This is a genomic window from Leifsonia sp. Root4 (assembly GCF_001425085.1).
In the GTDB taxonomy this organism is placed as follows: domain Bacteria; phylum Actinomycetota; class Actinomycetes; order Actinomycetales; family Microbacteriaceae; genus Microterricola.
The window spans coordinates 74,585-88,722 of record NZ_LMDN01000004.1; the positions used below are offsets into that span (position 1 = coordinate 74,585).

The window sequence follows — 14,138 nt, forward strand, 5'->3', positions numbered from 1 at the left end:
GGATGTTCACGAGTTACGCGGCGATCGGCGACAGCTTCACGGAGGGCATGGGCGACGAACTGCCAGACGGAAGCGTGCGCGGCTGGGCCGACTTCGTCGCGATCGGCCTCTCCCGGGCGGCACAGGCCGCCGGCGGTGAAGCCATCGGTTACGCCAATCTCGCCATCCGCGGCCGCAAGCTCGCTCCGCTGCTCGACGAACAACTCGCGCCGGCCATCGCCATGAAGCCGGCACTGCTCAGCCTGAACGGCGGCGGCAACGACATCATGCGGCCGAAGATCCTGATCGACGATGTCGCGGACAAGCTCGTCGCAGCCGCGCGGACGGCGACGGATGCCGGCATCCACGTGCTGTTGCTGAGCGGAGGCAATCCGGCCAAGAACATGCCGCTCGGCGGCCTCATGCAGCGCCGGGGTGACGAGCTCGCCCGGGCCGTGCGGGCGCGCGGGCCCCACGCCGGAGTCACCTTCGTCGACAACTGGGCCGACGAGGAGCTCACCGACATCCGCTACTGGTCGGCAGACAAGATCCACCTGAATGCGATCGGCCATGCCAGGGTCGCAGGCAACGTGCTGCGCGGCCTCGGCATCACCGTGCCGGAGCAGTGGGGCATCGACGAGGACGCCGTCGCACGGGCCAGCCGGCGCAACACCCTCGGCTACTACCGCGAGTACGTCGTGCCGTGGATCGGGCGTCGCCTCACCGGTCGCTCGTCCGGCGACGGCCGCGCGCCCAAGCGGGCGACGCTGCTGCCCGTCGCGATCGAGGGCAAGGCCGCGTGACGCAGCCGGGGCGCGTCTTCATCGGCGGACCCTGCTCGTGGAATCAGATCGTGCAGCTCGACGAGCTGCCGGCCGCGACCCCGCACATGCAGTTCGCCGACGCCGACTGGCACACGGTCGGTGGCACCTCGGCCGGCAAGGCGCTGCACCTGGCCGAGCTCGGCGTTCCGCTCACGCTCGGCACGGCGCTCGGCGACGATGAGGCCGGCGACCGGCTGCGTTCGCTGCTCGGCGGTGTCGCCGGCATCGAGCTGCTGGCGGCCACCGTGCCCGGCCCGAGCGAACGCCACCTCAACCTGATGGACAGAACGGGCGGCCGCGTCTCGCTCTACCTCAGCACCCCAGGCGCGCCGAGCCAGGCTGATGTGGCGGCGGCCCGCGAAGCGCTCCGCTCGGCCAGCGTCGCCGTGCTCGACCTCGCAGAATCCAGCGTGCCGCTGCTCGCAGACGCCCGGTCCGCCGGTGTTCCGGTGTGGACCGACATCCACGACTACGACGGCCGCGCCGCCTTCCACCGCCCCTTCATCGACGCGGCCACCGCGGTGTTCATGAACGCCGACAAGATCGGTGACCCGCTGGCCTTCGCCGGCTCGCTGGTCGCGGGCGGGGCGACGCTCGTGGTCTGCACGCTCGGCGCCGACGGCGCCGTGGCGGTCGACGAACACGGGGTTGAGCATCGTGTCGCCGCGGCGGCCGTGCCGCGCATCATCGACACCAACGGCGCCGGTGACGCCTTCTTCGCCGGCGTCCTGGCGGCGAGCCTCGCCCGTCCGCACGATGTGCCCGCGGCACTCGCAGCCGGCGCGGCACAGGCGACGCGCGCCCTCGGCAGCCGTCACCTCAGCCCGGTGCTCGACGCGGCACTCGGCTAGACGCGACCCCTGTCCCGACGGCGCACTCCGGCGTACGCTGGCGGCAGGAGGCGATTCTCATGCAGGCAGCAGCAGGCGAACGTATTCTCATCCGCAGCAAGACGGTCGGCGGAACGGAGCGTCACGGCGAGATTCTCGAGGTGCGTGGGGCAGACGGTCAACCGCCGTACCTGGTGCGTTTCGACGACGGGCACGAGAGCCTCGTGTTCCCGGGGGCCGACAGCGTGATCGAGCATGCGCCGGCCGGTTGAGCAGGCGCGAAGCGACTGATCGAGCTAGTCGAAGTCCAGCGCTAGTCGAACTTCTGCGTTAGTCGAACTTCTCCAGCAGGTGGATCGGCAGGCCGATCGAGAGCGAGACCACGAGGATGCCGCCGCCGAACATCGCCATCTCTGCACCGGGCGTGCTGAAGGCGTAGCCCATCAGCAGGAGTCCGCCGACGAATCCAAGAATTGCCAGAATCGCAATAAAGCCGTTCATATCGGTGTCCTCCGCTGTTTCTGATGCTCGCGTGCAGCGCACGTGTCCCCTCAGTTTGCCATGAATCCCCTGCCGCGTCCGGATGCCATGACCGACGACGTTGCACCGCGTGCGGCGAACGGTGCAAGCTGGTCTCCGCTCCCGTGACCCGTTCGAAGGCGGAAGCGGAGGGAGCCCCATGGAACCGACCGTGCTCGGAGTCATCGCCGTCGCCCTGATCGTCGGCGCGGCGGTGCTCGGCAAGAAGACCGGGATCGCCTCTGTGCTGCTCCTGCTCGTCATCGGCATCGGCATCGGCTACATCCCCGGCGTCCCGCGGGTGGAGGTCGACCCGGAGTGGATCCTCGCCGGCGTGCTGCCGCTGCTGCTCTACTCCTCGGCGGTGAACGTGCCGTTCACCGACTTCCGCCGCAACCTCCGTGCCATCACGGGCCTCTCGGTGACGCTCGTCATCGTCACCACAGTGATCAGCGGTCTGGTGCTCGTGCTGCTGCTGCCGGGTCTCGGCCTCGCAGCGGCGATCGCCCTCGGCGCGGTGATCAGCCCGACGGATGCCGTCGCCGCGACGTCGATCGCGAAGCGGCTCGGCCTGCCGAACCGGCTCGTCGCCGTGCTCGAGGGCGAGAGCCTCGTCAACGACGCGAGCGCCCTCGTGCTGCTGCGCTCCGCGCTCGCCGCCACGGCAGGCACCGTGACCCTCTGGGGTGTCGCCGCCGACTTCGTCTACGCCACCGTGCTCGCCATCGGCATCGGGCTCGTCGTCGGCTTCGTCACGGTGTGGATCAGGGCCCGCATCAGCGAGCCGGTCATCACCACAACCATCTCCTTCGCGATCCCGTTCATAGCCTTCGTGCCGGCCGAGCACTTCGGGGCTTCCGGCGTGATCGCGGTCGTCACGGCCGGGCTCGTCACCGGTCACCGCGGGCCCAGCCGCTTCGCCGCCAATCAGCGCATCAGCGACCACACCAACTGGGCGACGGTGCAGTTCATCCTCGAGCACGCCGTGTTCCTGTTGATGGGCCTCGAGCTGCACGCCTTCATCGAGGATGTCGCGGGCTCCCCCGGTGGCGTGCCGTTCGCTGTTCTGCTCGGCCTGGCGCTCACGGCAACGGTCGTCATCGTGCGCTTCCTCTTCGTCATCCCGCAGCTGGCCATACTGAGGCGCTGGGAGCGCAGGAGCGTCGAGAGCAGCGACAAGAGGCTGGACGGGGTACGCGAGTTCATCGACGCCACGCCGAGCGAGACGCCGCGTCAGGAGAGACGGAAGCGCGGCCTGCTGCGGCGCGTCAGCAAGCACGAGGCCGACAGCGAGTTCTACCGGGCGGAGGGCCTGCAGTGGCGCGAGAGCCTCGTGATCTCGTGGGCCGGCATGCGTGGCGTTGTGACGCTCGCCGCCGCGCAGTCGCTGCCAGCCGACACGCCGTTCCGCAGCACCCTGATCCTCGTGGCCTTCGTCGTCGCGGTCGTGACACTGTTCGGCCTCGGTGGAACGCTGCCCATCGTCATTCGCAAAACTCAGATCACCGGAACCGGCGACGAGGCACGGATGCAGGAGATCCGCGAGCTGCTCGAGACCGTGAACCGGGCGGCCGTTGCCGTGCTCGACGACCCGGAGAAGACGCGCATCGACGGCACCCCCATCGACCCGTCGATCGTCGCCGGGCTCCGCGCCCGCTACGAGAGGCCGGCACGGACCGAGATCGCCGAGGACTCCACGAGCGAGATCGATGCGCGCTCACAGATGCTCATCCTCGACGAGCGGATGCGGGAGACCGCCAGGGCCGAGCTGCTCGACGCCCGTGCACTCGGCAGCTTCAGCTCGGAGGCGATCGCCGCGGTGCAACGCCTGCTCGACATCGAGGAATCCCGCTTCGACGCGTTCTGATCCGCAGCTCGGCGGATCAGAACGCGCGAGACCCGGCTATGCGGTGAGCGTGATGCGCGTGATGCCCCACGCCGACACCTCGACGAAGCCACGCTCGGCGAACGCGACAGCGCGGGTGGCGGTGTCGCCCTCGCCCAGTGCCGAGCCGGAGCGGGGCAGCTCGCCGAACACCGTGTACGGCAACGCGCCGGAGGCGGTCGAATTGAGGATCACGAGCTCGCTGACTCCCTCGAGGTCCAGCTCGAGCTGTCGCGGCTGATAGGCGGCGACGACCAGCGTTGAGCCGAGGCGCGAGGTCACGACGGGGTAGCTCTCGTTGGGCAACCCGACGCTGAGCTCACCGCCGAGCAGCACATCGCGGAGCGAGCGCCACTCCGTCAGCAGCTCCTCGGCCCGTTTGCGGTGCGCCTCCGGCAGCACGTCCAGCGGCATCGAGATCTGCGGAACGGAGAAGAACGCGCAGAGCAACTGCCTGGACACGGTTTCGACCGGTGCACTCGGATCCCACATGATGGGGTCGGAGTGCACGACCTGCGAGATCGCCAGCAACCGCAGATTCACCGTCGAGCGTCGGTTCTGATCGGCATCGGCCGGGCAGTCGTTCGCCCGGATGACGTCGGCGAACGGCGCGACGGCCGGCGAGATGTATGGCTGGCGGAACTCGATCAACGAACCCGGGCGCATGGCGTCGAGTGCAGCAGCGATCTCGCCCAACACCAGAGTCATGGCGTCACCGACATCCGCGACATCGCCCGATGACGGTGTTCCTGCGTAGTTCATGACGTCGTTCAGGAAGTCGATCTTCAGCCCGTCGAGCGCGTAGTCGCGCATCAGGCGGGTGCACACGGCCACCAGGTGCTCGCGCACCTCGGGGTGGCGCGGGTCGAGCACCCAGGTGCGCAGGTGCTCGGAGTAGTGGCCCGCGAAACGGGCGAGGCCGGGGTAGGCCGCGCTCTGCTCCCCGATCAGGAATGGCGCAATCCACATCACGGCCTGCAGGCCGGCGGCGTTCAGCTCGGCGACCGTTCCACGCAGATCGGGGAACTTGGCGGTGTCCGGCACCCAGTCACCACAGCCGGCGTACCAGCGGCCGTCGCCGAAGCGCTGCCAGCCGTCGTCGAGGAACACCGACTTGCAGCCGATCCCGCGCGCGACGGGGGCGTTCCGCATGATCACGTCGTGCGAGATCTGCTGCGAGTACGCGTACCAGCTCGAGTAGACGGGCTCGAGGGCGATCTCGCTGGCCGGACGGCCGGCGATGCCGTCGTGCAGGAGCACCGAGAGCTCACGCACGGCCTGCTCGTGGGCGAGCTCAGGGGCCACCACCGCCAGCCGAACGGTGCTGCGCGCGGCGGCCAGCCCGTCGGTGATCGCCAGGCGCACGACAAAGGTCTTGGCCTCCTCGGATGCGCCGAACTCGAGCTCGCCCTCCTGGGTGAGGCAGTCGAAGGAGAAGGCGAAGCCGCTCTGACCGTTCGCGTCGCAGAGCACGCCGATCGGCGCAGATCGCACGGCGCTGAAGCGCTCGCGGCCCTTCCAGTCGGCCGGCAGCGAATCGCCGGGATCGAAGCACGGGTGCCAGTACGCCGCAGCATTGCCGAGCGGCGCCTCGAGCACGATCTGCCCACCCGCGACGACGTTCACGGTGACGATGTCGACGAGGCCCCGGCGCTCGACGCCCTCGACGAGACACCCCCCGCCGATGCCGAAGCTGATACCCCGGGAGAGTTCCGTCCACTGCACGGACAGGAGCTGGTGGTCTTCAAGTAGCACTGGGGTTCCTTACTGCTTCACGGCGCCGGCCAGAATGCCTGCGACGAAGTGACGTTGGAGAAAGAGGAAGAGGATGAGCACCGGCAGCATCGAGAGCATCGTGCCCATCAACAGCTGCCCGTAATCGGTGGTTCCGATGCCCTGCAACGAGGCCAGGGCGACGGGCACCGTGTACGACTCCGGTGTGCGCAGCACGACGAGCGGGTAGACGAAGTCGTTCCACTGAGCGAGGAAGAGGAAGATGGCCAGCGCCGCGATCGCGGGGCGGATCGTGGGCACGACGATGCCTGCGAAGACGCGGAACTCGTTGGCGCCGTCGATGCGCGCGGCCTGGATCATCTCATCGGGGATCGCGTACATGGTCTGCCGCATCAGGAAGATTCCGAAGGGCAGCGCGAGGTTCGGCAGGATGAGCGCCTGGTAACTGTCGAGCCAGCCGAGGGAGACCATGATCTGGAACAGCGGCACGAGCGTCACCTGCGATGGCAGCGCCAGGGTCACGAGCACCGCGCCGAACAGGAAGCCCTGGCCGCGGAAACGGAACTTCGCGAAGGCGTAGCCCGCCGCGGTGCAGACGACCAGCCCGAGCACCGTGTACGTGGCAGAGACGAGCACCGAGTTGGCCATGGCCCGCCCGAACAGCGTGTCCCGGAACAGCCCGACGAAGTTGTCGACGAACGCCGTTCCCGGCAGGAAGTGCGGCGGTGTGGAGAAGATCTCCTTCGCGTCGTAGGTGGTCGCGATCAGCAGCCAGTAGAAGGGCAGCACCATCAGGACGGCGCCGGCCGCGATGGCGGTGGTCAGCACGAGCGAGCGCCCGCGGCTCTTGGCCGCGACGATGTTGGTGTCCGTCATCAGGACTTCTCCTTGAACAGGCGCAGTTGGATCAGCGAGATGACGCCGATGATGATGGTCAGTGCGTAGCCGATTGCCGAGGCGTAACCGAAGTCGAAGTACTTGAAACCGTTCTGGTACAGGTACATGCCGACCGTGAGCGTCGCGTTGTCCGGCCCGCCGTTGGTGAGCACGTATGGCTCATCGAAGAGCTGCAGGGTGCCGATCGTCGACAGGATGACGGTGAGCACGATCGCCGGGCGGATACCGGGCAGCGTGACGTGCCAGAAGCGCTGGAACGCGCTGGCTCCGTCGACGTGCGCGGCCTCGTAGAGCTCGCCGCCGATGGACTGCATCTGGGCGAGGTAGATGATGGCGTTCTGACCGGTGTAGTGCCAGGTCATCGCGATGACGATGGACACCTTCGCCCACATCGGGTCGCCGAGCCAGGGAATGGGCCCGATACCGATGAACCCGATCAGGTAGTTGACGAAGCCTTCGTTCGTGTTGAGCAGCGCCCGGAACAGGATTCCGTAGGCGACCAGGCCCATCACGATCGGAACGAAGTAGGAGGTTCGCCAGAAGGCGCGCCACTTGAGGATCGCCGAGTTGAAGGCGACGGCCAACAGGATCGCGAGCACGAGCATGATCGGAACCTGCACGAGCAGGATGATGCCGGTGTTGCCGAGCGCCGTGTAGAACAGCGGGTCCTGCAGGAGTCGCGTGTAGTTCGCGAGCCCGGCGAATTGCACGTCGCCGCCGACGTTCTTGGTCAGGCTCAACCAGAACGCCGAGATGTACGGGTAGAGCTTGAAGCCGACGAACAGCAGGATCATCGGCAGCAGGAACAGGTAGGGGGTGATCCGCGGGTACCCGGCCGAGGAGCGTCGGCGCCTGGGCGCCTGCGCCGTCTCGACGCGCGTGGGCACCGGGGCTTTGAGAGCAGTTGTCATTGTCATGGCCTTTACACGGGTGCGCCGGCCATCGGCCGGCGCACCCTGGTTCGACTGCTGTTACTCGGCCAGTGTCCGGCCGGTGGCCTGAGCGACCTGCTCGGCCGCGGCATCCAGCTCCGTCTGCGGGTCAGCGCCCTGGAGCACGACCCGGGTCTGAGCGTCGACGTAGGCCTTCAGCGCACGCGCGTAGTCACTCGTGTAGTTCACAACCGGGGTGTCCTGGTTGAGCTCGTCGATGAAGATCTGGTTCACCTCGGTGCCACCGAAGTACTCGTTCGGGGCGACGAAGCCTGGCGACTCGAGCATCGGTGCGAAGCCGGGGAACATTCCGCCTCCGTCGTAGACGAGCTGCTGGCCCTCCAGCGTTCCGAGCGCGAAGTTGATGAACGCCCATGCGGTTGCCTGGTTCGGGCTGGAGCTCGGAACGGAGAGGTAGGTGCCACCGTTGACGGCACCGGTCAGACCACCGGAGGTGACGGCCTTGGGCGGGCTGACGCCCCACTTGCCGGCCATGTCGGGTGCTTCGCTCTCGATGACGCCGCTGAGCCAGCCGCCGGAGGAGGAGGTTGCGACATCGCGCTCGCCACGCAGCGTGATGAGCAGGTTGTCCCAGGTGCCGGGAACGTCTTCGACGAGGCCGAGGTCGTTCGCCTTCTTGATGATCTCGAGCGCGCGGACGCCCTCTTCACCGTTCATGGTGATCTCGCCGTCGGCGTTGAAGTAGAAGGCGCCCTGCAGGTTGATCAGCAGCTCGAAGAGTCCGGCGGAGTCTCCGACGGTGCCGGCCTTGTCCATGCTGAACAGCGATGCACCCGTCTTCTCCTTGAGCACGACTCCCGCCTCCAGCAGCTCGTCCCAGGTCTCGATGGCCGCGTAGTCCAGGCCCGCCGCCTCGAAGAGGTCCTTGCGGAAGAAGAAGCCGGCGGCGTTGACCTCGTAAGGGATGCCGTAGACCTGGCCGTCGGAACCGGAGCCGCTCTTCCACGCTCCGGCCGGGAACTCCCCGGCAAGCTCGTCCGCACCGAAGTCGCGAAGGTCGACCAGCTGGTCCGGGAACTTCTCTGCGTAGTTGCCCATGTAGTCGATGCCGATGTTGAGCACGTCGGCGAGTCCGCTGCCTCCTGCGGCCATGCCGGTGGTGATTTTCTCCCAGATGGCGGGGTTGCCGACATCCTGCACGTCGATCTCGACGTCCGGGTGGAGTTCCTGGAAGGCGGGGATCGCGGCGCGGAGACCCTCGCCGGGGGCATTCCACGTCCAGACGGTGATCTTGCCCGAGATCTCTCCCTCGGCCTGGGGCTCATCGGCCTGCGCCGAGCAGCCGACCAGGGTGGCCACAGTCGCCGCGGCAACAGTCGCAATCGCGACGCGGCGCCATGGCTGTGTCTTCGAGAACATCATTGTTCAGGTCCTTTCTTGGTGATCGCGGGGGGCGCGATTTACCGAGAGTAACATGGTACAAGTATATATGCAGTACTTTTCTGCAAAATTGCAAGGGAGCAATCATGGGGTCGTCCGCACAGCATCTGACAGCCGCCGGGGTGAGTGTGATCGTCGTGGCGGAGCCCGACTCACTGCCCGTGATCGCCTACTGGGGAGCAGCACTCGGGCCGCTGGATGACGCGGCCCTGCAGAGGATCGTCACCGACACCCGCCCGGTTCGTGCGGTGAGTGAGCCCGATGTGCCGCTGCCGATCGGCGTACTGCCCGAGGCCAAGCAGGGCTGGATGGGCTTCCCCGGTATCGCGGGGCATCGGGGCGGCCAGGGCTCGTTCGCCGATGTGCGGGGCGTCGTGACCGGGCATGCGCCCGCCGAGACGCCGGATGCCGCTGAGCGCATCACCGCGCGCGGGGTCGACATCTCCGGGCTCCTCTCTGTGACGGTCGAGATCGAACTCTTGCCGAGCGGGCTCCTGCGCACCCGCGCCGCCGTGCGCAACGACGGGGAAGACGACTACTCGCTCGCCGGCCTCGACCTCGCGCTGCCCATACCCGGCCGCGCCACCGAGATGCTCGACTTCTCCGGCAGGCACAACGGCGAGCGCCGCCCACAGCGGCACGGCCTCGTCGACGGAACGCACCTCCGCGAGAATCGTCGCGGACGGACGGGGCCGGATGCCGCTACGCTCCTCGTCGCCGGGACCCCCGGCTTCGACGGCGCGCGCGGAGAGGTGTGGGCCATCCACGCCGCCTGGTCGGGCAACCAGCGTGTCTGGGCCGAACGCACGAACGGCGGGCGCAGCTTCCTCGGCGCCGGGGCACTGTTGCACGCGGGCGAGATCACGCTGTGCCCCGGCCAGGACTACGCGAGCCCCTGGATCTACGCGAGTCACGGCGACGGGCTCGATGCGGCATCCGCCCGCATTCACTCCACCCTCCGCGCCCGGCCGTCGCACCCGCCCGTCGGCCGCCCGGTCACCCTGAACACCTGGGAGGCCGTGTACTTCGACCATTCCCTGCCGCCGCTGATCGAACTCGCCGAGCTCGCGCAGCGGGTCGGCGTCGAGCGCTTCGTGCTCGACGACGGCTGGTTCCTCGGCCGCCGCCACGACCGGGCAGGGCTGGGCGACTGGCTCGTGGACGAGGGCGTCTGGCCGAACGGGCTCACCCCGCTCGTCGAGCATGTGCGCGGCCTCGGCATGCAATTCGGCATCTGGTTCGAGCCCGAGATGGTCAATCCGGATTCGGAGCTCGCCCGCGCCCACCCCGAGTGGATCCTCTCGCCGCTGCACCGCGACGCGCCACTCGCCCGGCAGCAGCTGGTGCTGAACACGGCGCACCCGGACGCATACGCCTCGCTGCGCGACCGGATCATCGGCCTCGTCACGGAACACCGCATCGACTACATCAAGTGGGATCACAACCGTGACCTGCTCGAGCCCGTCGACCGGGGCACCGGCGTCGCCGGCGTGCACGCGCAAACCCTGGCCAGCTACCGGCTGATCGACGAGATCCGCGCGGCGTGCCCGTGGCTGGAGATCGAATCGTGCTCCGCCGGCGGCGGGCGCATCGATCTCGGCATCGTCGAGCGGGTCGATCGTTTCTGGACCTCCGACTCGAACGATCCACTGGAACGACAACGGATCCAGCGTTGGACGAGCCTGCTGATGCCGCCAGAGCTGCTCGGCTCGCACGTCGGTGCCGCCCGCGCGCACGTGACCGGCCGGCACAGCTCGCTCACCTTCCGCGCGATCACGGCGCTCATCGGAAGCTTCGGCATCGAGTGGGACCTCCGGGAGGCTTCGCCGGCCGAACTGGCGGAGCTCACGGCATGGATCGTCCAGGTGAAGCGGCTCGCACCCCTGATCGAGCGGGGAACGCTGCACCGGCTGGAGACCGAGCACGCCCACATCGCGCAGAGCATCGTCTCCGGCGATGCCGGACACGCCATCGTCACGATCGCCGCCATCGACTCCCCTCCGCACATTCCCGGCCCGACGCTCCGGCTGGCCGGGCTGGAACCCGAGCGGCTCTACCGCGTCGCCCGCGTGCGGATCGAGGGTGCCGACGACCCGACGTCCACCCGTGCACAGCCGGCGTGGTGGCACGAGGAGTTCAGCTACCCGGGCGCGGTGCTCATGCGGGTCGGCCTGCCGATGCCGACCCTCCGCCCGCAGGAGGCGGCACTCATCGAGGTGATCGGGCAATGAGCGGCATCCGGATCGAGTCCGACAACGCTGAGATCGAGCGGATCTTCGCCTGGGCGAAGCGCACCGCAGCCGTCTCGCTCATCTCCGATGGCGAGAGCGGACCGCTGGACGTCTCGGAGGCGAACCCCGGCCCGTTCCGGCACGCGCCGTACCGGGCAAGTTACCGCGCCGGCTACGCCCACCGCAGCGGCTACTACCTGCGCGACTTCGCGCACCAGGCCGTCGGTGCCCAGCTGCTCGGCTGGCAGCGCCACAATGCGGGCATGCTGGCTGCCCTGCTGGCCACGGCCACAACGGAGCACGGCGGGTGGCCGGTGTGGGCGCTCAACTTCGACGGCGAGACACCGCTCGCCATCGACTACCGCGGGCCGCGGGAGTTCGTGCGGGAGCTGCCTGCGATCTTCGAGATGGTCGAACTCGTGCACACGCTGTACCGCTGGACGGGCGATGCCGAGCTGCTCGGACACCGCGCCTTCTGGCGCAACACCCTGGGCGCATTCGTCGAAGCCCATGACGGCCACCGCCCCAACGGGGTCGCCGAGGGCAGCGGGCTGGGCATCTTCGACGGGGCCGCGAGCTACAACGAGCACCCGACGGCGCACTTCCGAGAGGCCGGGGACGCCTTCGGCGCCCAGTACGCCGCAACCCTGCACGCCGCCGCGCTGGAGCGGGCGGGCGGCAACGAGGAGCGGGCCGGACACTACGAGCAGACGGCGAGCGCACTCGCCGAGTATTTCCGGGACACGTGGAGCCGCGAGGAGACGTCCGGGGCCATCGTCAACGGCTGGACCGTCGACGGAGAGCCCGTCACCACGTGGGGGCGGGAGACGACCTGGTTCATGCCCCTCAAGGGTCTCTTCGCCAACGACCGGCGGGAGGATGCGCTGCTGGCCGAGATCGACCGCCTCTCTGCCGACCCCATCGGCGCACCGACGAACATCGAGGCGCTCAGTTACGTGCCCGACCTCTACCTGCGCCACGGCGATGCCGACACGGCGTGGCGGTGGATGCGGCACATCTTCGGCATCCGGAATGAGGCTCACGAGGTCCCGCACCAGGGCCAGAACGGCAGCTACCCGGAGGTGTCGTTCACGCTCGTCGCACAGATCGTCGGGCTGCTCGGGCTGCAGCCGAACGCGGCGGGGAGCACGGTCACGACCCGCGTGGTGCTTCCGACCGGAGTCTCCCGGCTCGCGGCGTTCGAGGTGCCGTTCGGCGACGGCACGATCGACCTCGGCGTATCGGCTCCGGGAACGGCCGCCGGCACGCTGTGGCTGCGCAACGGCACGTCGAGGCCGATCCGCTGGCAGCTCGCCGGCGAGACGGAGCCTCGCTTCCAGGACCCGCACCTCGACCGCGCCACCGCCCCCACGGCATCCGTCACCGTCGAACCGGGCGAACGGATGACACTCCCGGCGGGGTAGCGGCCGCCGCTTCTGGCGCGTCGCTCAGGCGGTGCGCACCGGCGCGGTGGACTGCCGGGCGTGGAAGGTGGGCTCCATCAGCATCTCGTCCGTGCGCACCGGGCGGTTCTGAATCATCGTGACGAGGGTGCGCGCACAGGCCTGGGCGAGGTGCTCGACCGGCTGCGCGACGCTCGACAGCGGTGGGTCGGTGAACTCCAGAATCGAGGAGTTGTTGTAGCCGATCACCGAGACGTCCTCCGGCACACGCAGACCGCGCCGCTTGATCGCCCGGATGGCCCCGAGCGCCATGTCGTCGCTCGACGCCACGATCGCGGTCACATCGAGGTCGAGCAGCGCATCGGCGGCGTAGCGGCCACCGTCGACGCTGTAGTGGTAGCGGACGACGAGGTCCTCTGCCCCCTCTATGCCGCGGGCATCCATGGAGTTCAGGAAACCCTCGACCCTGCGGTCGGCCGGGGTGTTGCCGAGTGGTCCGGCGCACATGCCGATCCGACGGTGGCCGAGCTCGTAGAGGTGGTCGACGGCGAGCTCGGCTGCACGCCAGTCGTCGGTGGAGATCACGGGGGCATCGCCCTCGGCGAAGCCGCCGTTGACGCAGAGGTAGGGCACACCGCGGGATTCCAACAACGCACGGGCCGAGTCGTCGGCGTTCTGCAGCGTGTTGCTGGAGGAGAGGAAGATGGCGGCAGCGATGCCGGTGTCGACGAAGGCTTCGACGTAGTCCCGCTCGTAGACCGAGCCTGGCAGCACCGGCCCGATCACCGCACGGAGGCCGTGCGGGCTGAGATCTGCCTCGATGGCGTTGCACATCTCGCCGAAGAACGGCGTCGCAAGGCCGGGCACCAGGACCAGCACGATCTCGCCCTTGCGCGGGCGCTCGTAGCCGATCTGACGCAGGGCGTCCTCGACCTGTTCCCGCGTGTTCGGCGAGACCCCGTACTTGCGGTTGAGCACCCGGCTGACGGTTGCCTCGCTGACTCCGGCGAGGGTGGCGACCTCGGAGAGCTTGACGGAACCGGCAGGCGAGCGGGTCTTCTTCCCCGGGCGCGGGTTCAGTCCGTCAGGCAGCTTCGAGACACTCGCGTCGGTCATACCGATCATTCTGGTCGATAAATCCAGCACGGGGCGGCCGAAACCACAATCGCTCCCGCACTGGGGGCCGCGGCGATCACGTCGCGCACTCGGCTTCGGGGGCGGCCTCGTTTCTCGGCTGCTCCCTCGAGCCAGCGTGAGTCATAGGGCGGCACGGTTTCGACAGGCTCAACCAGCGGAGAACGCACGCGAAGCCCTGAGCTGATCAGCCGACACGGGCGCCGCGGCATCCGCGGAACGTGCGGGAAAAGAAAAAGCTCCAAGACGGCGAGATCTTGGAGCTTTAAAGGTGGGCCTGGACCCTGTAGCTGAGGCGGGGATCGATCCCGCGACCTCACGATTATGAGTCGTGCGCTCTAACCATCTGAGCTACTCAGCCGTGGGCTC

The 14,138-nt window shown here is 68.5% G+C and carries 12 protein-coding genes and 1 tRNA gene; 6 read left to right on the plus strand and 7 right to left on the minus strand.

The features are described 5' to 3' along the window. Positions 1–2 precede the first annotated feature (2 nt). Genes ASC66_RS13645 through ASC66_RS13655 form a run of 3 tightly spaced genes read left to right on the plus strand, consistent with a single transcriptional unit; the run spans position 3 to position 1,905 of the window. Positions 3–782: an SGNH/GDSL hydrolase family protein gene (locus tag ASC66_RS13645; RefSeq protein WP_055840578.1), complete on the plus strand. Its 780-nt coding sequence runs from the start codon at positions 3–5 to the stop codon at positions 780–782. Then, positions 779–1,654: a carbohydrate kinase family protein gene (locus tag ASC66_RS13650; protein WP_235496928.1), complete on the plus strand. Its 876-nt coding sequence runs from the start codon at positions 779–781 to the stop codon at positions 1,652–1,654. Before ASC66_RS13645 ends, ASC66_RS13650 begins: the two co-directional genes overlap by 4 nt. A gap of 59 nt (positions 1,655–1,713) precedes the next feature. After that, positions 1,714–1,905, plus strand: a complete 192-nt coding sequence (locus tag ASC66_RS13655) for a DUF1918 domain-containing protein (protein ID WP_055840581.1) — start codon at positions 1,714–1,716, stop codon at positions 1,903–1,905. Positions 1,906–1,963: 58 nt separating this feature from the next. On the opposite strand, the gene ASC66_RS18205 is transcribed toward ASC66_RS13655, so the two are convergent. Next, entirely contained in the window at positions 1,964–2,134 is a 171-nt protein-coding gene (locus ASC66_RS18205) for a hypothetical protein (RefSeq protein ID WP_157509805.1), read from the minus strand. A gap of 178 nt (positions 2,135–2,312) precedes the next feature. On the opposite strand from ASC66_RS18205, the gene ASC66_RS13660 reads away from it, so the two are divergent. After that, positions 2,313–4,019: a cation:proton antiporter gene (locus tag ASC66_RS13660; RefSeq protein ID WP_055840584.1), complete on the plus strand. Its 1,707-nt coding sequence runs from the start codon at positions 2,313–2,315 to the stop codon at positions 4,017–4,019. 36 nt (positions 4,020–4,055) lie between these two features. On the opposite strand, the gene ASC66_RS13665 is transcribed toward ASC66_RS13660, so the two are convergent. The 4 genes from ASC66_RS13665 to ASC66_RS13680 are packed head-to-tail and all read right to left on the minus strand — an operon-like array spanning position 4,056 to position 8,983. Then, the gene (locus tag ASC66_RS13665) at positions 4,056–5,792 is read right to left on the minus strand and encodes a glycoside hydrolase family 36 protein (protein ID WP_055840586.1); all 1,737 of its coding nucleotides are present in this window, start codon (positions 5,790–5,792) and stop codon (positions 4,056–4,058) included. Between the two features lie 9 nt (positions 5,793–5,801). Further along, the gene (locus ASC66_RS13670; protein WP_055840590.1) at positions 5,802–6,647 is read right to left on the minus strand and encodes a carbohydrate ABC transporter permease; all 846 of its coding nucleotides are present in this window, start codon (positions 6,645–6,647) and stop codon (positions 5,802–5,804) included. Continuing rightward, a complete protein-coding gene (locus ASC66_RS13675) occupies positions 6,647–7,579 on the minus strand; it encodes a carbohydrate ABC transporter permease (RefSeq protein WP_200944827.1) in 933 nt (310 codons plus the stop codon). Before ASC66_RS13675 ends, ASC66_RS13670 begins: the two co-directional genes overlap by 1 nt. A 60-nt stretch (positions 7,580–7,639) precedes the next feature. Continuing rightward, positions 7,640–8,983: an ABC transporter substrate-binding protein gene (locus ASC66_RS13680; RefSeq protein WP_055840593.1), complete on the minus strand. Its 1,344-nt coding sequence runs from the start codon at positions 8,981–8,983 to the stop codon at positions 7,640–7,642. Positions 8,984–9,087: 104 nt separating this feature from the next. On the opposite strand from ASC66_RS13680, the gene ASC66_RS13685 reads away from it, so the two are divergent. Next, positions 9,088–11,232, plus strand: coding sequence for an alpha-galactosidase (locus ASC66_RS13685; RefSeq protein ID WP_055840597.1), 2,145 nt, complete (start codon positions 9,088–9,090; stop codon positions 11,230–11,232). Next, entirely contained in the window at positions 11,229–12,656 is a 1,428-nt protein-coding gene (locus tag ASC66_RS13690) for a hypothetical protein (RefSeq protein ID WP_055840600.1), read from the plus strand. The genes ASC66_RS13685 and ASC66_RS13690 overlap by 4 nt, the downstream gene beginning before the upstream one ends. A gap of 24 nt (positions 12,657–12,680) precedes the next feature. Here ASC66_RS13690 and ASC66_RS13695 read toward each other — a convergent pair whose 3' ends face one another. After that, positions 12,681–13,751, minus strand: a complete 1,071-nt coding sequence (locus ASC66_RS13695; protein ID WP_082492343.1) for a LacI family DNA-binding transcriptional regulator — start codon at positions 13,749–13,751, stop codon at positions 12,681–12,683. Between the two features lie 305 nt (positions 13,752–14,056). Continuing rightward, a tRNA-Met gene (locus ASC66_RS13700) sits at positions 14,057–14,130 on the minus strand. Positions 14,131–14,138 lie beyond the last annotated feature (8 nt).